Annotated in this window: 13 protein-coding genes; all 13 read left to right on the top strand. The window is 57.2% G+C overall.

The window, feature by feature from the left end:
• Positions 1-136 precede the first annotated feature (136 nt).
• The 13 genes from HMPREF2999_RS07930 (at position 137) to HMPREF2999_RS07870 (ending at position 22,669) form a co-directional block, all read left to right on the top strand.
• Positions 137-7,033 (top strand): DUF6531 domain-containing protein, encoded by a 6,897-nt coding sequence (locus HMPREF2999_RS07930; RefSeq protein ID WP_246823100.1) that lies wholly within the window; start codon positions 137-139, stop codon positions 7,031-7,033.
• A gap of 51 nt (positions 7,034-7,084) precedes the next feature.
• A complete protein-coding gene (locus HMPREF2999_RS07925; protein ID WP_083315095.1) occupies positions 7,085-7,840 on the top strand; it encodes a DUF6318 family protein in 756 nt (251 codons plus the stop codon).
• A 14-nt stretch (positions 7,841-7,854) separates the two neighbouring features.
• Entirely contained in the window at positions 7,855-8,721 is an 867-nt protein-coding gene (locus HMPREF2999_RS07920; RefSeq protein ID WP_049341304.1) for a DUF6318 family protein, read from the top strand.
• A gap of 58 nt (positions 8,722-8,779) precedes the next feature.
• Positions 8,780-9,379 (top strand): DUF6318 family protein, encoded by a 600-nt coding sequence (locus tag HMPREF2999_RS07915; protein ID WP_070676288.1) that lies wholly within the window; start codon positions 8,780-8,782, stop codon positions 9,377-9,379.
• Positions 9,380-9,381: 2 nt separating this feature from the next.
• A complete protein-coding gene (locus HMPREF2999_RS07910) occupies positions 9,382-10,263 on the top strand; it encodes a DUF6318 family protein (protein ID WP_070676290.1) in 882 nt (293 codons plus the stop codon).
• Positions 10,264-10,327: 64 nt separating this feature from the next.
• A complete protein-coding gene (locus tag HMPREF2999_RS07905; RefSeq protein ID WP_070676292.1) occupies positions 10,328-10,873 on the top strand; it encodes a hypothetical protein in 546 nt (181 codons plus the stop codon).
• Between the two features lie 243 nt (positions 10,874-11,116).
• Positions 11,117-11,893 carry a triose-phosphate isomerase gene (gene tpiA / locus HMPREF2999_RS07900; protein WP_005509126.1) on the top strand — a complete coding sequence of 259 codons (777 nt, stop codon included), beginning with the start codon at positions 11,117-11,119 and terminating at the stop codon, positions 11,891-11,893.
• Between the two features lie 196 nt (positions 11,894-12,089).
• Positions 12,090-12,554, top strand: coding sequence for a hypothetical protein (locus HMPREF2999_RS07895; protein ID WP_044143857.1), 465 nt, complete (start codon positions 12,090-12,092; stop codon positions 12,552-12,554).
• A gap of 108 nt (positions 12,555-12,662) precedes the next feature.
• On the top strand, positions 12,663-12,920 hold the full coding sequence (secG, locus tag HMPREF2999_RS07890; protein WP_005506130.1) for a preprotein translocase subunit SecG: 258 nt from the start codon (positions 12,663-12,665) through the stop codon (positions 12,918-12,920).
• Between the two features lie 169 nt (positions 12,921-13,089).
• Complete coding sequence (locus tag HMPREF2999_RS07885; protein WP_070600183.1) at positions 13,090-14,499, top strand: SWIM zinc finger family protein; 1,410 nt, start codon at positions 13,090-13,092, stop codon at positions 14,497-14,499.
• Positions 14,500-14,568: 69 nt separating this feature from the next.
• Positions 14,569-17,334 (top strand): DUF6493 family protein, encoded by a 2,766-nt coding sequence (locus HMPREF2999_RS07880; RefSeq protein WP_070676294.1) that lies wholly within the window; start codon positions 14,569-14,571, stop codon positions 17,332-17,334.
• 78 nt (positions 17,335-17,412) lie between these two features.
• The gene (locus HMPREF2999_RS07875) at positions 17,413-20,313 is read left to right on the top strand and encodes an endonuclease (protein WP_070676296.1); all 2,901 of its coding nucleotides are present in this window, start codon (positions 17,413-17,415) and stop codon (positions 20,311-20,313) included.
• On the top strand, positions 20,306-22,669 hold the full coding sequence (locus tag HMPREF2999_RS07870; protein WP_070676857.1) for a DUF7825 domain-containing protein: 2,364 nt from the start codon (positions 20,306-20,308) through the stop codon (positions 22,667-22,669). Before HMPREF2999_RS07875 ends, HMPREF2999_RS07870 begins: the two co-directional genes overlap by 8 nt.
• The last annotated feature ends 99 nt before the right edge of the window (positions 22,670-22,768 follow it).

Here is a 22,768-nt window from a genome sequence, read left to right as displayed (position 1 = left end):
TGAGTTCGTGTGCAGAACGTGCGTGTGTTACCTTGAAGGGTGTGTGATTCTCACTGTCACCGAGAGGGAACACACATGCAACGAATGTGGGCGAGGAAGCTCGTTCACTGTCACATCAACTTCCGGAAGTGAATATATGGATAACGTCCAGCCTATGCCTGAAGACGTGGGTAACGTCCACGCTAACACTGAAGCTGTTCCTTTTGACTTTGAGAGCGCCGAGGCTCTCAAAACACATTTGACGCATCTAACTCAAGTAATCGAGCATCAGCTTCCTGCTCGCTATGGCGCCGATGGTACAAGTGGGGCAGCTCAGTTCGCTCTGCTGGGCTTTACTGGCGGCTACGCACGAGTATATGCCGCAAAGCTTGCCTCGTCGTTTGCGCTATTGCGCGAGTTTAAAGAGTGCTTTAGCACCGCTGCCCGTAATATGGAGACTTATATTCGTGCTGCCCACGAGGAAGAGCAGATCCGCCAAGAGATTACTAAATGGGAAGAGCTAAAAGAACGTAAACAAAAAGCTCGTGAATTCGAGTTTGACCTTCAAAAGCAAGGTGCTTATAACGTTGATATCCCTGATCTCAACATCGAGATTCCTCCTCAGCCTATGCCTGCGCTACCCCCTCGTTTTGAGGTCTACACGCCCCGCCCTGTAGTTGACCCCCTTACCGGTGGTCAGGGAAGCGCTGTATCTTCGGGAGCCTCTCAGAGCACTCTTGGTCGTTTGGCGGAGGAAAACTCCTCCGCTCGGGGTACTCAACGTGTGAATACCCGTGCTGCAATTGCCTCTGCTGGTTCCACAGTTTCTATCATTCCACATAATGTGTATCAGTATGGTCAGATTACTTTTTCTATGAATGCTGAACTTGGCCAGGCACAACATCGCGTCGCGTCCACCTATGCTCAGTTCCGTTCGAATACTTCGTGGGGAACTTTTAACGCTGATTCTTTGATTGCTGCGTTGCACACCTGGATTGAAGATGTGTATGAAGATGCTACCTGGCTAGGAAAAGTTGCTCAGGTAATGCTTGATGCTGCAACTTATGGCAATCTCACTAGTGCTTCGGTGGAGGGTTCTGTTGATCTTTCCGGGCCTGGAGCAAAGGCTCAAGTTAGCCTCGACATGAACCTTCTGAATGAGCTGATGCATGATGATATTCCCATGCATCACCTACTGCAGGTTCCTGGAATGAGTATTACCGGTGTAAATATCTCATCTGGCTACGCAAATGACCCCGTCAACGTTGCAACCGGTAACTTCATTGAAAGCGAAGTTGACCTTCGCTCTCGTGTAAACCCTGTGTTGCGTCTTGAGCGCACCTACAACAGTGTTCTCGCTGCTCTCCCGAATACCCCTCGTGGCGCTTTTGGTAAGGGCTGGTCAAGCATGCTGGATAGCCGGCTTGAGCAAAACTCTGACAGCATCTCATGGCACACTGCCGACGGTCGTGAACTCGTCTTTGAACGTGATATGAACTCGGCTAGCGGGTATGCCCGGACTCCCAATGCTCCTTACTGGTTGGAGAAGGTAACCGAGTCGGCTCTAGACGAGGCACCTACACATAATGTGGAATCAGCCTCTGCGCCCTTCGAAGAAAATACAGAAGGGCAAGAGGCGCTTTATCGCGCCCTATACTCTGCTGTGAATAAAGCGGTCAAGTCTGCCCATCGTCTACTGCCGACATCTTTTGAAGTAGCAGAATCGCCTGAACCCACCTACTACTGGTCAGTTACTAACCATTCTGGTAGCCGTTATTTGTACGCTCCTTCGGGTGAATTGGTTGCTTTCATGGAGGGGCACCCCAGCTCAGTTGTAGTTGCTCTTTACAACCGTGGCCCAAAGGCTAATGCTGATGGGGAATTCGTAGCTCAGCGACCGAGTGCTTTGATTCAGCCTCTTAGCGCGCAGGGCATTGTTGTCAGCTATGACGCACAGGATTTTGTATCTGCTGCGTCTCTGAATAACTTCAATGAAGGTTCCTCTGAAAAACATTCATCAGGACAGGTCGAAAGCCAGCTGAACGATGCGCGCTATATTTACAATTCTGCTGGCGTACTTTGTGAAGTTCAGCGACCTGATGGTACCCGCCGTTATGAACAGACGGAAGATAACCTCATCCACCGTGTCTGGAATGAAACGGGATATTGCGAGGTTGAGAATAGCTATGACGCTGACGGTCGCATCGTAGCCCAGAAGACCGAGCATGGTCGAAATATTAGCTACCGCTATGAGCACGGTCTAATGACCGTGATTGAAGATTCCGGAACCGGTGAGCACGCTAATATTTGGCGCTCAAACGAACACGGTCAGCTTGTTTCCCTTGTGGCTGGTGACGGAAGCCGCCAGTCCATGCGATACAACTCCTACGGTTACCGCACCTATATCTGCGAGCGTGACGGATCTGTGACTCATCGTAGCTACGATGAACGCGCTCGCCTTGTCTCGGAAAATACTCCGGAAGGTGCAGTCCACCGTTATACGTGGGATGAGTACGACCGTATGATTGCCCACCGAATTATGAATAAGAATCGGCGTGCAGGCACCCTCACCGAAACGCGCTATACCTACTCCCAGAATCCGCTGGACCCTAACCCCCTGACTATTACCCGTAACGGAGGCAATACAACTTATCTTGAATGGGACAACGCCGGTCATTGCACCGCCGTCACTGATGAATCAGGATTCAAACAGCACTTTACCTACAATGACCGTGGACAGCTTCTGAGCTCCACGGACTCTAGCGGTGCGCAAACGCAGTATTCGTATGATGTTGCTGGCAACCTGAGCTCAGTAACTAATCCTCTCGGCAATACCCAGTATTTTGAGTGGGATGCGAGTGGGCGACTCAGCACGGTGGTCGATGCGGTGGGTGCTCGTTGGGGTTTGTCTTATGCAGAAGCAGCTCAGAACGCTACGCCGACCTCCGAGCAGCACCTGACAGCGCTGACCGACCCTGAAGGTAACATCACTACTTTTGAATACTCAGCTGGTCACCTAAGCGCTGTGATTGACCCTATGGGTAATCGAACCAGTGTCGAACGCGACACTTGGGGCAACGTTATCTCCATAACTGATGCCGCAGGAGCCCGGACCCATTATGAATACGACGAACTCTCGCAGCTCGTCGCTATCGTTGACCCCTGTGGGGCTCGTACCGAGTACGAATATTCTCTAACTGGCGACCTGAGTCGCATGGTGGACGCTACTGGTGTAGCTTTGAGCATTACCCACTCGCGCTCTCACGGTGAGTATTCAATGCGAGTTGAGGGCGCGCCTGGTAACTACGCCGTTGTAACCGATGCCCTGGGACGAGTTGTCTCTGCATCAAATTCTCTGATGAATATGGTGCCGGGTCTGGGTCCCGCTGGATCTTTGCGCTCTAACTCTTCTCTTGCGGGGCTTGCTTCAGCAGGTAAGCAGCCTTCTGAGCGTCCTGCGGGTCCTTGGGCGTCGTGGAGCTTGGTGCAGCCGGAACTTCGTGTTCCCACTATTTTGGGTTCCCGCGATAACGTATCGCGAGGCGATAGCGCCCTTACTGCTGCTCATCTTCCGTCTGTTATGACGATGTTTGAGAACCGCCAGGATATGGCGGCTCTCTTTGGGGTGCCCGTTCCTAAGCTGAACATGCCGGATGCCTCTATCCTTCTCAACTCTTCATCTGATAGCTCTGCGCAGGCTGGATATAACACTCACGGTCAGATTGCTCAGATTAGCTCTGCCGATGGCGGGGCAATTAGCTTCGAGTACGATGCTCAGGGACGTATGAGTCGTAGCATCAGTGCAGCTGGTCGAGAGACTTTCTTTGAATATGACGCGGCGGGCCGTTGTACCAGCCAGAAAACCCTCAAGAAAACGAGCGAGCTCGATGCTGATGAGGGTTACCTGGAGACTATCTTTACTTACGATCTCGCAGGTCGTTTGTTAGAGAAGACCATTAGGGATTCTGCAGATACTTCAACTGCCTCGTTGCGTCTTGTGCAGTACACCTACGATGCTGCTGGTCGACGCATTAAAGAAGATACGGGGGAGAAGGTTACCTGCTACAGCTACACTTCACGTGGACTTATTGCGCGTATTGAAGATAGCGTTGAAGGTACCCGTTCTTTCTCATACGATGCGGCAGGTCGCCTTGTTAGCGTTGAAGACGCTTTGGGTGGCACCTCCCGCTGTGAGTATGATGCCCTCGCACGTCCTCTGCGCTGGATTACGCCTGCGGGTATCGTAACGAGCTACGAATGGGATGCGGCAGGACGTCTTCTGCGTGAAGAACGCTCGGGTACAAGTTTTACGGTTGAAAGTGCGGCAGACTCTCTCGTACGTACTTTCTCTTACGATGCTGCAGGCCGTCTTCTGACGATGAATGACGGCGAACGTATCCGTTCGTTTGAGTACGATTACGCTTGTGGTGGTGTACTCCGCTCAGTCACGGTTGATGGTGAAGTTCAGGGAACTTTTGAATATTCCTTGATGAGTGGACGTGGCTCTCAGCAGGGCACGTTGAAGGTTTCGGTAAATGATGCAAAGGCAGAGCACATTTATGAGTACTCTGCATCTGGTAGGTTGCTGAGCCGTACTCGCGTACCCCACAGTGATATGAGCATGAAGCGCATCTCAAGTACGGTGTCTATTGCTGACCACACCACCGGTATTCTTCGCGTCCCAGATGCGAACCAGCGTACTCTCCATGCCTTGCAAGCGTTTAAGCAGCGCGGTGAATATACGCTGAACTATACCTACGATGCAGATGGTGTTCTGGTAATGAGTAGCAACCCGTACGGTTCAGTCCACTGGATGCGTGACGGTGCGGGTCGAGTGCGCCATACTCAGTCTAAGGACGTTTTTGCTCGCATCAGGGAGATGGAATTTACCCATGCTTCATGTGGTGCTTTGACCTCGATGAGTACAGATGATACTCATGCCATGTGGGAACTTGATCCTGTTAAGAACATTCCCGTTGGGTACAAGGTAGAGCGTAACGGCGCCCGAGGAGCGGGAAACGGTGCTGCAACTATGAGCATGTTCGCCGCCAGTGTGGAACGTGATACTTCTTCTCGGGTTGCTGTCTGCACTCTTGAAGATGCAGAAAATAACTCTGAGGTGCGCACTATGAAGTATCGTTATGATGCTTCCGGCGCTCTTATCTCTGTATCGGATGGTGTTCAGGAGCGAACCTGGACCTACGAAAACGGCATGATGGTCGCCGAGGCATTGTATAAGCGCAATTGTGAGCAGGGAAATAACGCCCTGCTTCTGGAACGCGCCTTCAGCCATAATTCAGTTGGTCTACTCAGCGCTGTTTCTGAGGCACAGTATGGTGCCTATGGGACTGTTCAGAATCGTTCTCGAACTGAGTATTTCTATAACGCTGCCGGTGAGCGCGTCCGTGAGGTGACCACGGACGAGCTGACCGGGCAGCGCCGTGAGCGTGCCCTTGGCTGGGATGCCATGGGGCAGGTGAACGCTATTCGCCAGGGTGATGAAGAATGGTTGCTGCACCATGACATGACTGGTGAGCTTGCCTCTGTATATACAAGCACCACGGTTGATGTCCCCGGTGCTTCTACGCCTTTGGCATGGGACGCTGTCTCATCAACGCCTATGGTATTGGGCGTGGGCGGAATGAGTGCTGGTTCTGTGCTGGAGAATATGTCTTCTGCGGAGGAACTGGGCTATGGCTTGGGGTGGTCTATGTCTTCTAACCCGTGGGAGAGCGACGTAGTTGCTGTTCCTACTGTTCCTGGTCTTGGCATGGTTAGTGCTGGTCCGGCAGCTTCTTCTGTCAATGTTGCTGGCCTTGACTTCATGGGCTTCCGTGTGGCTGACGCTAGCGTGCGCCGTTTTGTGTCCACTGACGCTTTGAGCTCGGTTCCGGGTATTGTGCACGGTGCGGACGTGAATTCGTTTGTGGGCTGGAACCCTATTTCTCTGGCTGACCCGTGGGGTTTGCGTCCAGTGACTCCACAGGAAATTCGTAAACCTTTACTTCAAAGAAAAGAAAATTTTGGATCACTTTTGGGTATTTTTAAAATTCTTTCTAGTTTTGGGATAGAACTAGATTGGAACATCCAAATATATATTCTAGAAATGGTGACGGGAATCAAGGGATATCGTGATTATGTTGCGCATCCTAGTATTGAGAGCCTCAATGTGAAACGAGATATGTCTGCATATACTAATCCTCCCTCTGTTCCTCCGCGTGATATTAATCAGGTTGCGAAACGACTTAATGAAGTAAATGATAATCAGAGGGTAAAGGATATTGAGCGAGAAAGTGGTCGAAAGTATTCCGCTATTCAAATCGATGTATATACTAAAAATGTAGGTGGAAAAGAAGAGAAAGTGGCGTATGTGTATATACCTGGTACAGATTTTTCTGATTTTGGAAAGAATGGAGAAATTGGCAGTGTAGGCAATAACTTGGGTTTGTCTGCAAACTCAACGGATAAGCCTATTCATGATTTGTCTCCGTACCATCGGATGGTTGAAGAAGCGATGAAACAGGCCGGGCTTCAGGGTGCAGACCGAGTTGTGATGGTTGGTCACTCTCAGGGTGGAGCTGTAGCTTACTCGTTGGCTAATAATAAGGAATTTAATAGTAAATATAAGGTGTCTAACGTCGTGACATACGGTGCTCCCAATATGAATCTTGGAGCTAAGAATCCTGAACTTCAAAATGAATTTATTTATGCCGAGGTGATCAATCCCAATGATGCTGTGCCTGGGTTTGTTCCTAGTCGTCGCGATGCGCGCCTATATGATCCAGCGGATCGGACCTACTTTGTTGCGCGTCAGGGAGAAGGGGAAAATCTTATTCCTTGGATTGAGGCTCATGCGATGACTGAGTATGTCAATGCTACTGAGGAATACGTTAAGCATGCGAAGGCTCCGGCGGTGGATATAGCTGATGCGGATCAGTATTCTGTTAAGCATGAAGACGGAAAGAGTGATCTGAAAGATGGTGTTTACACTGGCACAAATACTTCTTATGTTAGCGCTAAAGACCGGGCAATGTATGAACTGACTAAGAAATAAAATAGGCTTATTATGCATTATTTTCACTATTAAGGATAAATAGGAGTGATTATGATTTTTCGTAGCTCTCGTAGAGGTTTTATGAAGGGCGTGCTTGGCGTTGGCAGCGTCTTAACTTTGAGTGCCTGCTCATCCACGCCAAAAACCAAAGATAATAAATCAAAAGAAACCCCTTCGGCAACAGCTAGCGCTTCTCCGAAGCACAATGCCTACGCAAAACCATTCCATGACGATTATGATTACCGCGAGGCAATCAATGATCCGAAAAATGTATTTAATATCGGCATATATGAACCGGCAACGGAAGAACATCCCGCATACGCTGCGCCGCCGCCATACTACAACAGCACATATGAGCGTAATATGACGGCTTCTTCCATGAATATCGCGGTCACTTATTATGCAAATTATCAGAACTATATGCTTCTATCCGGAGACTCGCGACGACTTCATCTTGAAAATATGTTAGGCGGATTGTTCTTCCCCACCATCCAAGAGCTCTACGACAACGCTAGTGGCTGGGTCATTACCCCGAACCAGCGAATTCTTAATTTCACGATTCTTGAACCTCAGCCCCGTATTGTGGATGAAGCAAATCACGTATGCGAAATTAACGTTCGATACGACCTGAAACCAGAGGCGAAAGTCTTTATCGTGGGGGAGAAAAAGCTCTACCCGATTACTGATTTTGACACTCGCAACATTGTTACAGGTGGGTCCATCTACGGAACTATGGTGTGTCGATTCCTGGACCCCAAGTGGGAAGTCAACTTTACCCCCACATATGGCCCAGTGCAGGGGAACTAAAGGAAAGGAAAACAGTGAAGGAAAACAATAACACTCCTGCTCTTCGGGAATCCTCAACCGGCAATAACCCATCAGAGCAGAAAAAGAACCCCAAAATCTCTCGTCGTGCCCTGTTACTGGGATCTGCTGTAGTAGGCACTGCCGCAGCATCGGGTCTGTATGTGGCTGGCTCAAACTGGAAAGCTTCGCTAAACGAGCGAATCGCGCAAGAAGATGCCTCATGGAAGCGAAACCAAGCACTAGCCGCCGCCGAGCCTGCAACAACAATTGCAGAGGAAAGCTACAAGAATACTGCAGCAGGTCTATCTGGTCGGCTGGTGTACACCGCATACCGCAAGGACGGTCTCTACGTTCCCGCAACCCGTGAGGCACCCGCACAGAATGTACCCTACCCAGTTATCCGCGAGAAGATGAATACATACGATATTTCAGGTATGTACTTGTTCTTCGCCTACTATAACGCTGCCAAGAACTACGGGTATTTGACCGGTGATCTTGAACCCCTAGCAAAGATTGTTGACCCCGAGAAAGTTATCTTTCCCAATGTGTACGAATTTATAGCCAATAACCAGGGGTGGATTGTTTCGGATCAAGAAATTGAATCGTATATGGTGGAAACTCACGGATACGGTAGCCGAGAGATTCAGGGACGAAAAATATACAAGCTGCAGACGGAATTGTCGATATATGGAGACGCCTATTTTGTGTACCGCGATACCGGTGAAGTGAAGTATTTTCGGGATATGTTTCATACTGACCGCCACCCGACTATAGATTTCTACGGCGAGTTTTTGGACGGACGCTGGGTAAGCGTTGACGAAAATCTGCAAGGTGACCTTTTGTTGCCCAAGGGTGTTTCTGTTGCTGGATACACGAAATAGATTCGTGAATTCAAAATAGCATTAGGTAATAAGAGATATATTTTAGGAAGGAGAGGAAATGAGTGTCGACCCGGAGTGGACTAAAAAATTCTTCAACCAAGAGGACTATAGGGGAGCATACCATCTTGTCGATACTGACATGATTGGAATTTATACCCCAGCAGACCAGCAGCACCCTGCATATTCTGCGCCGCCGCCAGACTACACCTACACGTTTACTAAATTTCTAACGTCCGCTGATTTGGAATTCTATAATATCTACTATTATCAATGCCAAAACTATATGCTTTTGGCATCCGATTCGCGTCGCCTCGAATATGCAATGACCGCCGAAGAACTATTCTTCCCCGCCATCCAAGATATCTTTGACGACGGAAAAGGGTGGGTCATCACCCCCAACCAACAAATCTTGACCATGCACATTCTCGAAGCACAACCGCGCATCCACAACGAAGAACAAAAAATCTTCGACTGGAACGTCAAATTCGACATCCTTCCCGAAGCAAAAGTCTTCCGGAAAGACACCGGGCAGCTACAGCCCATCACCGAATTCGACACGCGCGGACTCCTTCGCGACGGAGCAATCTACGGTACCCTGCGCTCGCGTTTCCTCGATCCCGGATGGGATATTCACTTCATCCCCGAAAAGGAGGTATAACCATGGGACCCCAACGTAAGGAACAGGAGACGAGCGCCCAGCAGAATTCCTCCCAGGAAGCTCATCCGGTATCTTCTGGTCAGCTACTTGCTCATCAGTCGGAGTCACGGAAGCCCCGTTTTTCTCGTCGTGCCCTCGCAATAGCAGGCGTTGGCACCCTCGGCGCTCTCATCGTCGGTCGACAGGCCGGTATCCTCGCCACCAATGAGGAAAAACAGGAAATGCGTCTTCTTAAATGGGATAGGGCACTAATCGCTCTAGAACCTGATGAGAAGTTTGATGCTGGTTACGTAGACCGTGGAAGCGCAGCGGGGTTTATGGTCTACACCGCCTACGAGCGCAACGGCAGGTACGTACCCGCCACTGAAGAGCATGCAGCCCAGAATGTGCCCTACCCCGTTCTGCAGCCGGGAATGAATGAGTATAACCGCGGTGGTTTCTATATTTTTCAGGCGTACTTTTATGCCGCCCTGAACTATTTCTACTACACCGGAGATACCAAGCCGCTCTCTGAAGTGATCAACCCCGAAGAGATCATTTCTCCCGAGCTTCTTCGGCTGTACCGGGAAAATCGCGGCTGGCTTATCGCCGGTCAGGATGTGTACCGCCTGCAGGTTACCACCGCCGGTATTAATGACCGCAGTAAGAATGGTCGGCAGATATTGAGATACCAGGCAAGGCGACGTATTCGTGATGAGGCTGTCTTCTACGTGCCCCAAACGGGGGAGAAGTTACCCATCGATAAGTTCTTGAAGACCGGTGAGGAAGAGTACGCTTTCCTCTGTGCGGAGCACCTGCGCGGCCGCTGGGTGCTGGTGGAAGACGATAAGGACGCCACGCCGCTGTACCCTCCGGGATTCTCCCTCGAAGGGCTAGAGGTATAAGAACCCACCTTCCCGGTAACCGCACGACATCACCGATAACCACACCAACCACACTAGGAGACATATGGAACAGTCACCCCAGAACCCCAGCGCGCCCGCGCAGGCTAGCACCATGCAGGGCAGCCCCTTGCCGGAGAACAATGCCACAGAAAGCACCACGGTAGAAGCTACTGCAGTACCTACCGCAACCGCCCTCCAAAGCCCCGAGCATGACCCGGCTCTAGCAAGCACCGCATCCGCAGCTCCCGCCGAGGCGGTAGCACCCGCGCCCGCAGAGCCTAAGCGCATGGGCCTCTACTCGCTTATCTGCCTCCTGGTTGCGGTTCCCCTTGGAGTGTCTATCGGCGGGATACCTCTAATGTCGCTATACCTGACGTACACGACAGGGCCTAACGCGCCCCTGCTGATTATTGCGAGCATCATTATCTGGGTGTGTATCGCCTTCGCATACTGTGCACTCGTCACCTGGATTACCGAAGCAATCGCCACCCGTAAGATGCCCTGGGCACAGTCCCTCGGCTTATGCGCACGAGTGATGGCACTCGAAGCAATCATTATCGCCATTACCTTTTCTTTTCTGCTGTCCGCTCTCAACGGCGGCAGGTACTAACACACCGCAGACAAACACCACCGGCAGAATACCGGCAGGGTAGAGCCCCTAAGCTCCACCCTGCCGGTACTTCGTATCCGGGGTTCCGCGCAATCAGCGAACGCGGGGTGAGAATAGTCAAGGCACAGCATAAAACCGCGCCGAACCAGTGAAAATATGCCGCCAACCCTCTAAAATAGAAAAGGAAAATTCCGAACAACAACCCCGCCCGGCATACCGCGCGGGAAAGCTAAGGAGCGAACTATGTCGCGTAAGCCCCTCATCGCAGGCAACTGGAAGATGAACCTCAACCACGCAGAGGCAGTCACCCTCGTCCAGAAGCTCGCATGGACCCTCGACGACGCAAACTTCAACTTCTCCGCAACCGAAGTAGCCGTCTTCCCGCCCTTCACCGACATCCGCTCCGTGCAGACCCTCGTCGAAGGCGACAAGCTGGACATCCTCTACGGCGGCCAGGACCTCTCCGTCCACGACTCCGGCGCATACACCGGCGAAATCTCCGGCGCATTCCTCTCCAAGCTCGGCGCAACCTTCGTACTCGTCGGCCACTCCGAGCGCCGCACCTACCACCACGAAAGCGACGAGCTGTGCGCAGCAAAGGTCCAGGCAGCATACAAGCACGGCCTGACCCCCGTCCTCTGCGTCGGTGAGCCCCTCGAAATCCGCGAAGCAGGCACCCACGTCGAGTACACCCTCGAGCAGCTGCGCGGCTCCATCGCAGGTCTGACCGCAGAGCAGGCAGAAACCCTCGTCATCGCATACGAGCCCGTCTGGGCAATCGGCACCGGCAAGGTCGCAACCGCAGACGACGCACAGGAAATGTCCGCAGCAATCCGCGCAGAAATCGCTAAGCTCTACTCCGCAGACGTTGCAGAGAAGGTCCGCGTTCTCTACGGCGGCTCCGTCAAGTCCTCCTCCGCACCCTCCATCATGGGCAAGGAAGACGTGGACGGCGTGCTCGTCGGCGGCGCATCCCTGCAGGCTGACGAGTTCGCAGCAATCGCGCGCTTCGACGCATAAAACCCCGACGCACCACAGCGTCTCATAGCGTTACAGCGCCCGGCGGGTACCCATCCGACCGGGCGCTGAACCATTTCCGCCACCGAGTTAGCGGCGGGCGTAAGAGCCGGGTGTATGAGGCAGGCGCGTTCGCCCCTAACCGCAAAACCCGCCCAGAATACGCCGACCCCGCGGTTCGCCCCGTACACTTAACGGCATGTTCAGCTTTGGTTTTTCCCTGGTCATCGCAGCCCTCGTCGGCATGATCCTCTACAGCTACCTGCGCAACCGCAAAGTGAGTGCCCCGCGCCTACCCGGCAACGACGGCGGCAACATCGGCTACGCAGGCGGCGCAGAATACCAGGAACCCTCGCCCGAATACCAGTACTTCGAGAGCCGCCGAGAAGCATTCCTCGACCAGCTCTACAGCCGCACCTCCTCACCGGAAATCCCCGTGACCCTCACCCTGCGCGACTGGGTAGACCAGGGCTTCTACGCTGAAGGAGGCGCCTACTGGGCAGCCGCGCAGCAGTTCACCTACTACCTCATCGACGGCGGGTACGTGCGCGCCTACGACACCGAAGGCGACGAACTCACCGCCCAGCGTGTGCTCACCGACCGACCCGCCGCACTGCAGCTGACCCCCAGCGAATACCAGCGCCGCAGCAACCGCGCCGCGTAAAAAGCCGCCTCAACGTGACCGAATGGCGGCTGTAGCGTATAGTTAAACCCGTCTGTCTGCGCCCCGCAGCCCAGGCACCCCACCAGAAGACAACGAAGGAAGGTCCCCATGGACGTCATCATGAACGTACTCATGGTCATCATCGCCATCACCAGCGTGATCGCAGTGATGCTTGTGCTGCTCAACCGCGGTCAGGGCGGCGGCCTCTCCGACATGTTCGGCGGCGGTATGACCAACTCCCTGAACTCCTCCGGTATGGCGTCCAAGAACCTGATCCGCCTGACCGTCACCGTGATCGTCATCTGGGTTATCGCAGTGGTCCTGTACGGCCTGGCAATGCGCTTCAACGGCCAGATTGTGGTCTAGCCTGAACCCACCTTCACGGGTGAACGGATAGAGCTTCTCCCCGGCACTTCTCAACCGAGAATGCCGGGGATTTTTTATGCACTAAACGGCAATGACGAAAGCGGTAGCGGGACGCGAATCTTTACGGCATGATAGGACGTATACACCACATACGAAAGGCAAAGAAGCCATGAGCGCCTACACCCTCGACTACACGTACACCGCCCCGTCAGCCCTCATCGACGGCGCCGACTCCCGCGCGCTCAGCCTCGCCACCAGCGGCGGCAGCACCCCCGAAGGCGCCGCCTCCCACCCGTACTTCTTCTCCGGTTTCCTCGAACGAGCAGACGTCTACGCCACCGCACTACTGGTCGTCGCCAGGGTCGCCCGCACCCGCTTCTACGTGCCGCCCAGCTCCCTCGCCGGAGCCCTACGCGCCGCAGACCCAGTCGTCACCAGCACCGCCGAAGGCCTACGCTTCGAATCCTTCAGCGCCTGCTGCGGAGTGTACGCGCGCCTCGACGTTGACTCCAGCGCACTCGACGCCAGCCACAGCGCCGTAGGCGTCACCAACGTAGACGTCAACCCGCCCCTGCGCGCCGCGCTCGCCTCCCTCAGGGCAGGGGAGCCCATCCACCTGAACGTCGGCGATGACGGGCTGCTCACCACCACCCTTGACGGCTCCGTCATGGAAGAAAAGGTACCGCTGCCGATCCGTTGGCTCAAAGGCTTTGCGGAAACGCAGATGCTCTCATCCCGCATGAGCCCCGTGCACAGCCTGGACGCTGCCGCCGCCCGCACCTTCATCCACTCCCTACCGCGCAACTCCAGCACCAAGGCGGTCCTGTGGGCGACCCGCGCCGTGCGCTCCCTGCGCCTCGCCACCCGCGCCACCGCCGGATCCGTATGCGTGGCGGGCCCCGAGCGTCTGCGCGTGCTTGAACCGCTCATCCGCCACATTCAGCGCCTGGACGCGTACAGTGAGCCCGTGAGCGCCGGTAACGCGCCCGTACCCAGCGTGTGGGTGGCGCACCTGCCCGGCGCACGCCTGAGCATCGGTTTGAGCCCCGAAAAGTCACGCGGGTTCTCCGGTGAGGGATCCGTGCTGCAGGCACTGTCTAACCCGAACACCGCCCAGAACGCTGACATGCTTAGCGTGCTGCTTTCCTTCGAGCCGCGCATTGATGTGCCCGTCATGTCTGCCCGCGCAGGCCTGGACGAGGCGGCAACCCGCGACGCCCTCGCCCTGCTGGCTTCCTCCGGCCAGGTTGGTTTTGACGCGCACGCTGGCGAGTATTTCCACCGCCCGCTACCCGTGCATCCCGAGGCGCTGACCGCCATGCACCCGCGCCTGGTCGGCGCGAAAAAGCTCGCCGACTCCGGCGCTATTGAGCGGGTCGGTGCGGGAGAGCACGGTACTGGCGAGTACAGTGTGCGTAGCGGCGCAAATACGTACACCGTGGTGCTGCCCGCCGACCCGTACGCCGTGGAGGGGTACCTCTGCTCCTGCCCCTGGTGGTTGAAGTACCGCGGTACGCGCGGCCCCTGCAAGCACGCGCTGGCGGTCAGTATTCTCTACCGCGAACACGCCGCCGGCTAGACACACCACGCACCGCACTAAAAGACGACGCCCCAAAAGCTCGCTTCAGCTTCCTTCCGAAAGACCATCATGAGCAAACGCCCCGAAACGCACACCTTCCCCGAAGGTGTCATCACCGAGCCGCTCCCCGGCGAAGTCATTTACCCGCTCACCAGGCAGCAGAAAACCTGGAGCGACATCATGCACTTCAACCGCAACCTCGCCAACATCCTGGCGGTCGGCGGCACCCTCGAACAGATTTACCGCCGCTGGCAGTACTTCGACATTGTCACCACCCCCTACGGCTCCCAGCTCGGTAAAAACACGCCCGGAACCGTCACGCAGGACCGCGTTAAAGCCTACGCAGAGTTTGGCTGGTTCACCGGAGGCGTTGCCATGCGCCTAGCTGAGCTCTACGGTGGGGCGGTCCTCGAACACAACGAGGAATACTACACCGCCCTCATCAACTGCGACCGCGAGCTGATCCTCCCGCTGCTGCGCGAGGACGAACAGCTCCGCGAAGAACTCATCTGGGGCATGCTCGCCGTCGAAGGTAACCGGGACGTATCCCTCACCCAGCGCGACTCCTACAAGCCCGGGCAGAAGGTCAACAACCCCGGCTGGTCCTGCGCCCTCATCGAAGCCACCGAAACCGGGCTGATTAGCCGTGACCGCCTCATTGACGCACTCCTGAGCTCCCTCATGAGCGACTTCCCGGCGTACCGGGTCGGCTGGTTCTCACGCCTGGTCACCGGGCTCAAACTCACCGCCGAAGAAATCGCGGCACGTCAGAGCGAATTTCTGACGCTGTTCTCCTCACCCATCGGCCCGAGCGTGACCCTTGGTGTGCAGCATATTCACCGCCTCTGGAGCAAAAACCCGCAGGTGCTGGATGCTATCGCCTTCGCCTACGCGGCACCCGCCGTATGCGCCGGAACCAAAGCAAACGCACTCAAAATCCTGACCATGCTCCAAGCGCTGTACCGGGCGGGCACCCTCGACGCTGCCGCCTGCGAAGACGCCGTGGTCATGGCGCTCAGCCACACCCACGCGCAGGTGCAGGCTGCCGCCCTCAACCACCTCGAAGGATGGGTGCAGGCGGGCGCCGCAGATGATGCGAGCGCCGACGCTGTCGTGTTTGCCGAGCGTGCCCGCGAACTCTACCGCGACTACCGACCCCAGCTCGATCCGCTGGTTGTGGCGCAGATTCAGGGTTCGCCGCTCCTCGAAGATGGGTACAGCCCGGAGAATAGCCAGGGGAGCGGTACGGAAGACGCAGCCCTCACTGAAGCTGCTGACATTGAGGCTGCCGCCGCGGAGGCGCTCGCCGCCTCCCGCGCCGTAATCCACCGGTACTGGGACATCCCCGTGCGCCCCGTTACCGCATCTGACGTGCAAGAACGCGCCCGCGCGCTCCTGCACCATCAGGTCGCGCCCTGCGCTACCCCCGATACGCTCAGCGAAGCAGACCAACCCGAAACGCACGCCGGATGCGAGCTGGAACTGGAACTGCTCACCGCCTACCTGCTCAGCGCCGACGGCGTCGCGCAGAGCCCCAAACTGCTCGAACAGCTGGTTCCTATCTGCCTGAAAAAGCTGAACCACTGGGGTTTGACATGGTTCGACATGCGCGCGCATTTGACGGTTCTTGCCGCCGCCGGGAAGCTGCGTGAGCGCCCGAAGGCATCGGAGATGACCCCGAAGGAAGACCCCGGTACGGTGCCGAACCTGCACACCATGTACTCCCGCCACGCCGCGTTCTTCAGCACCGGATTCAAGGATGCCCTCGGTGCGCTGCAGAGCAGGCAGAGCTACACCCCGCTCGCCGCCCCTGAGCTGTTCGGCGGGTGGGTGCATCCGGATACCCTGGTGCGCCGGTACGCCAAGAACCTGGCTGATGGAGCCACCATCCTGCGCCAGGATTTCACGGCGGCGCTACTGCGTGTGCGCATGCCGGAGGTACTGCCTCCGTACGCTACCGACGAGCAGCGCCAGGATGCTGAGCACCGCCGCGCTGAGGCGCTGACCCTGCTTGAAAGCCTCGAAGAGCAATACGTGAAGAACGCTGGGCAGGACGCTCCGCGCTCTGCACCTACCCAGATTCGTGTGCTCCGCTCCGCCCTTGACGGCACCCTCGCCACCGGGCGCGTCAACCCCTACCTGGAATCCATCACGGTATCCCAGAGGGAGAAAAGCTGGGGCCTTCAGCTGAACGGGGTGGCGCACGGCGCTTCCAGCCCCGAGCTGAACGCTTTCCGCGGACTCGCCACCGCCCACCACGACGAAGAAGGACAGTACGCCCTGCTCTACCCCTCGCGGGCAGAACCGCTGGCATACTACTGCGCCGGCAGCAACTGGTACAGCTTGGACCACAGCGCCTTTGACCGGAGCCTGTATTTGGCGTTGGCGGCGCACCCCGGCGCGTGGGGTCCTGCCTGCGCCTTCGTGTTTGCCGCGGGCTTCTCGGAGCAGCGCGTCGAGATTCGTTCCCTCGCCGTGGAAATCATGCACCGCGTGCTGGACGACCAACTCAGCCTTGAGGATGCCACCGCAGGTTTCGTGAACTTTGTGCCACTGGCGATGCTGAACCGTTGGGCGCTCGCCCTCACCGACTTCGCCCAGCTGGATGCGCGGGCGGCGGTGCGCTTCTTCGCGCGCCTCATACCGCACCTGGATACCGGGGCAAACTCGCTCGGTAAGCTGCTGGGTGCCTTCAGCCAGGCGTTGGCGACTCTCGACCCTGCCACCCGTGCACAGCTTGTGGATGAGCCGCTGCGTGCCTGGTTGGGCACGCTGACCGGTTCTTCGCAGAAAGCGCGGTACGCCCGGAATATCCTCAACCAGGTGCAGGGCTAACCGCTCAACCGGCTCCCATTCGACACTTCCGTTCAACTCTTCACAACCATTCACCATCAACTCCGAAAGCAGGTACCGATGACTGATACCGCCCAGCCGCATAACCCTAACGAGCACAGCGCAGGTGAGCGCACCCTCGAAGAGCGCCGTGCCGCTCTCAAAGCCCTCATGGCGGCAGAATCAACTGACGTGCAGGAATACCATGCCGTCATCACCGGCGCTACCGAGGAGGAGCGCGCCTCCCTCGCCCGAACCCTCACCCCCAAGAGCGTCATCGGTAGCGACCACATCAACCGCACCCCGCTTGCCGCCTACGTTGCCGGGGCGCTCGTGCGCACCCCCGACGGCGACCCTTGGGAATACCACCGTTCCGCCGGTCGCGCCATGCGCACCCTGCTCTGGGAGGGGCGCCCGGATCAGCAGCTGATTGATGCGTTCCTGCTCGGCGCCACCGAACGACCCGACGAGTGGATTCTGCGTTTCATTGAGGGGTTGCCCAACTCCTGGGCGCGCTCGAAGAAAATTTGGGAAACCTGCTATACGCTGCTTCGCGCCCGCAACCTGAGCTGCGAGGCCCCCGAATACCTGGTTCTTTTCCTGCACGAGGCCCTGCCCTGCGTGAAGAAGGGAAGCGCCAGCAACCACGCCCAGCTCAAGACCTTCTTCACCCGCGACATGACCCTGCTCGACCAGGAATTCTGGGCGGTCTTCCGCACCGAGGGGGTACTCTTCAAGGGCTACGGCAACCACATGGGCGAAAGCGCGGAACTCTGCCGCCTCATGGGCGAATACTTCGATATTCGTGACGAGATTCTGGACGTCCTGCTACGCGGCCTGACCAGCGATTTCAGTGCCTTCAACTCGGCTGCGTTCCACTCCGTCTACACGGACCTGCAACCCACCGACGCAGAAAATCGGGCACGATTCGGGCAGCTCATGGCTGTTCTCACTGCGGAGCCCAGCGCCTCCGTCGGGTTCGCGCAGACCATGCTGCAGAACGTCCTCAAAGCCTGCGCACCCGCCGCCCTGCAGAAGACCCCCGACCTGCAGCCCCTCGAACAGGTCGACCTGGAACAGCTCATCGACGCACTCGGCGCGAACCTCTACCGCACCGAAAAGAAGATTCAGCGCGGCGCCCTGCGCCTGCTCAAGCTCATCGCCACCCAGTACGCTGGTTTGAGTAAAGCCAAGCGCAAGAAGGCGCAAACCGCCGAGCAGCTGGCGCTCGCCAACTACGTTGCTGACCGCGTCCTCGAAGCCTACGAGGTGCTACCCCTGGAACTGCGCGGTGCCGCGGAAGCCTGCCTGCCCGAAGACCGCCTGCCCCAGGCCGAAGAGGCGGAGGCGGCGGGCGCCTCCGTAGAGGTGCCGCCGGTGCTGTTGCCCGGCGTTGAGCACCGAGAACCCGTCGCATCCATCGCAAATTTGGAAGAGTTCTGCACCCTCATTACGGAAGAGTCGAACACCACCTCGGGTCGAATTACCGGGGACGAATCTCCCAGCACCCGAGGAGAGAACCTGGCGCGTCTTTACCACTTTGCCGCGACCGACAAGCTGGCACCGGCGGAACAGCAGCAGCTTCGTACCCTGCGCAAAATTGCTGACCATTACAGCTACAACAACGTCGCGTACATGCCTGCGCTCTGCGCCGTGTTGGAAGCTAACGCCGAGGCTGCGGGATACGAGTCATGGGAGCTACCCGAGCTGACGCCGCTCCTGCAGTATTCCGACCGTAGTGAGATGGTTGCACGAGCTCGCCCGAGTAACGCGCTCCTGAGCAAGGAAGAGATGATACGTCTGACTATTCAGAATAAACACCATCTCTGGAATGCTGACTACAAGCCGTTGAAGGGATACCGCGACCTCTATGAGATCTTCCGTGAGCAGATGCGTGCCGTCGCCGCCGGGGGAGAGTACCACACGGAAGGACGCACGGTGCGTCTGCTGAGCGCCCCGCTACCCGCCCGTCAGCTGACCTACAGCGACTGGACTTATCGCACTGTTTCTGGCATGGATATGCCCTGGAGCGGCTTCAACCGTGGTCTCGACAATGAACGGGTCTGGGAATACCAGGAGGCCAGCAGGTCGGGTCGTCTCCGCGAGGCAGGCTTCGAAAACTTTAACGTTGAGGAATTCGTGAAGTACCAGCCCATGTGGCAGGTCAAGGGCGACATCGTGGATACCGCAGATGAGGCGCGCGAGGCGCTGAGCCGTGCAACCGCTGGCATGAGCCCCGAGGAGGTCATAGCCTACGAGGCTCTTAACACCGCCTTGATTCCCTTCGTATATCTGCTGAATCTCGACAGGGTTGACAGCTGGCTGGGTGACTTCCTCCCGGCACTCACCGAGTGGTCCTCCTGGCTGCTTCAGAACAACCCGGACCTGCTCTCGGCATACTTCCTGTTCGCCGCTTCGCAGTGTGTTGAGGAGAAGACTGTAACCCCCGTTCCCGTGCTGATGCGCGCGCTGAGGGAGTCCACCGTGCAGGTGGGCGCCCCGACCTGCACTCTGCTCGGTTACGTGGCGAGCGCGAAGAACCCCGAGTACCGTCTGGCGGCGGCAGAAGCCATTGCGGCGCTCTTTGAGGCGGGCCTGCTGGATGCATCCACCTTCGCAGAGACCCTGAAGTGGGCTCTGGAGGACGGGATGGTTCTTCCTAACCGCCTGGTGGCGACCCTGCGTGAGGTGTCGTCTATCGGTGTTCTGGCGGGTTGGCGTGTGCTGCAGGTTCTGCGCCTGCTGTTGCCGATGGTCGGTGAGCTGACTAAGGGCGGCGACTATGTGCGCCTGGCGGTGGAGCTTGCCGAGCTGTACGGCACGCCGGTTGAGATCCCCGCCGTCCTGGAGCCGAAAATGAAAGGCTCCACGGTGCTGGCGAAAGCACTACGCGCCCTGGCTGCGGTGACCCCGCGCGTGACTGAGGAGGCGCTTGCCGCCCGCGAGGCCGCGCTTGCGCTACTGGGTGAGAGCGGTGCCTAATACTGTGCCTGAAGGCGTGCATCCTGCGGCGCCTGCGTGGAGCGCCGAATACCTGCAGGAGTTCCTGTGGCGTATCGTGCCGGGTCGTTCCATGCGCTCTATGGATGATGAGGTGATTGCCGAGTTTTTCAGGGAGCATCCAGAACACTGGGAAAAAATCTGGGCGCTGTTTACCGTGGAGGGCGCCATGCCCTCGAATGGTCTAGCACTCTGGTTTATTTATGATGCGCAGCTGACTATTTGCGGTCATGATTTGCTGGTGTATTTGGCGGAGCGTTTTCCGCAGTATCGAGCCCGGATTGAGCAGGAGTGCGTTCAGGCGTTGCTACGTGATTATGCGCCGCAGAACGCCCGCGTTTTCTCGCGTGCCTTTGAGGCTCTGACGGCGGTTCCGAAGGGGCTGCGCGGTGCTGAACGTAAGCAGGCTTTGGTGGGTCAGGCGCAATCCTATGCTCGGCACGGTGCGCTGATTCCGGCGTTGTTGGCTTCGCCGGTGGCGACCACGGCTGCTGTGGGTGCGCAGATGCTGCAGAGTGTTCTGCAGGTCTGCGCGCCATCTGGCGGTTCTGCCCCTGCCGGTCTGCTGCCGCTGACTGCTGGTGAGCTTCAAACCCTGGTGGCGGAGGCGCTACCTGCCGCCGCGCAGTTGCTGTTCCGGCGTGAGAAGAAGCTGATGACTGCCGGTTTGAAGGTGCTTGAGTTGAGTGTTCGGGCGGTGCCGGAATGTGCCGGGGAGGTGTCTGTTTACGCGCAGGATGCTGTGGAGGTTCTTCCTCTGGAGCTGCGCGATCGCGCCCAGAAGCTGTGCCCTGACACCGTGCCTGCACAGCCTAGTTCGATTCAGCCTGGCTCGGCTCAGCTCGCCTCCACCCAGTCTGCCTCAGATCAGCTGCCCCGTAGTGTGCAGATTCCGGATGTCCCTGCCCTTGGGCTCTCAGCCTCGGAGGTGAACGCCGCCCTCAACGCGGCGCCCCAGGCTGGGCGCGCCTCCGAAGCTACCCGGGATGCTATTCGTAACGACCGGGACTGCGAAGAGCTGCTGTTCGCCCTCTACCACCTCAACGAGAGGGAGCAGTCTGTCCGCCGCATCCCGGCGTTGCTGAGCTACCTGCACCGGGCGCATCAGGAGGGGCGAGTCATTGAGTTCAGTCCCGCTTTTCAGAAGCATCTGAGTCGTTACCTGAGCCGTACCTGGCATGACGTTTGCGACCAATTGCGCTACCTCGCCTACCGGTTGCTGGTCCAGCATATACACGCCGCAGACCCTGACCCGCAAGCGGCACTTGCCGAGCACACGGGCCGTTTTCAGGGTGCTGATTTTCACTTCAAGGGGTACCCGCGCAAGGGGAGCGAATATTGGGCGTACCGGTCGCCGACGGCGCTGTTCCACGAGCAGCTTCGCGTTGCGTTCGGGGATCAGCCCTATAGTAGCGAGGGCGCGGCTGGGCAGGGCTTTGCGCCTCTGCTGACTGAGCCGCTACCTGCGGTGGAGCGTTCTTTTGAGCGTACGGTGATTCGTTTCAAGTCGTACCGTGAGGCGTTTCCGAAGGTTCTGCACGGCGAGTATGAGGTGAATGATTCCACCTATGAGCTGTGGCAGGTGCCGGGGGAGGAGCTAGCCACGGAGCGGAGTACGTTCACGGCGGCGGCATACGCGGTGGCTGGTGCCTGTGTGGAGTATCCGGGGCGTTCCCTGGAACATGCCGAGGTGCCGTCTGTTGCCCTAGTATGCGGCTGGTACGCCTGGGCGATGCGCCACAACCCGGACCTTCTGGCGGCGCAGTATAAGCCGCTGCTGAGCGTGTATCAGTTCTCTCGTCTTCACGGTTTTGAGGAGGTTATGCAGACGCTCGGTGCGGTGGAGCGTGCTCTGGGTGTGCCGTCGTATAACTTCCTGGCGTGGGCTTCTGTAGTGTACGCCCCGGAGCGTCGCGCGTTGACGGCGGAGACGATTGCCTCCCTCATTGACCGCGGCAACTGGGATGCGCACCTTTTCGCCAGTGAACTTGGGTACCTTCTGGAACACGGCTGGTTTGGGGTGAATCGTCTGGTGCAGACGTTGAACGATGCCGCTTCGCTGAGCCCTTTGGCGGGGTGGTCTGTCTTCCAGACGGTGCGCCAAATCCTTCCGTTAGTTCCGCAGGTGAGGCAAGGTGCTCCCATCGTGAAGCTTGCGGTGGAGCTTGCCGAACTGTACGGCACACCGGTTGAGATTCCCGCCGTCCTGGAGCCGAAAATGAAGGGCTCCACGGTGCTGGCGAAAAGCCTGCGCGCCTTGGCGGCGGTGACCCCGCGCGTCACTGAGGAGGCGCTTGCCGCCCGAGAGGCCGCGCTTGCGCTGCTCGGGGAGTCCTAACCCGAAAAAACCTACCTGTCGGTGAGGCTACTTGCCCCTTAGCTAGAGCCTCACCGGCAGGTAGAAACCCCCTAGTAGAAACCCCTAGTATGCTTCGGT

Source organism: Rothia sp. HMSC066H02 (assembly GCF_001814995.1).
GTDB lineage: Bacteria > Actinomycetota > Actinomycetes > Actinomycetales > Micrococcaceae > Rothia > Rothia mucilaginosa.
The sequence above is the reverse complement of the archived record's forward strand: the minus strand, read 5'-3'. Positions and strand labels throughout refer to the sequence as shown.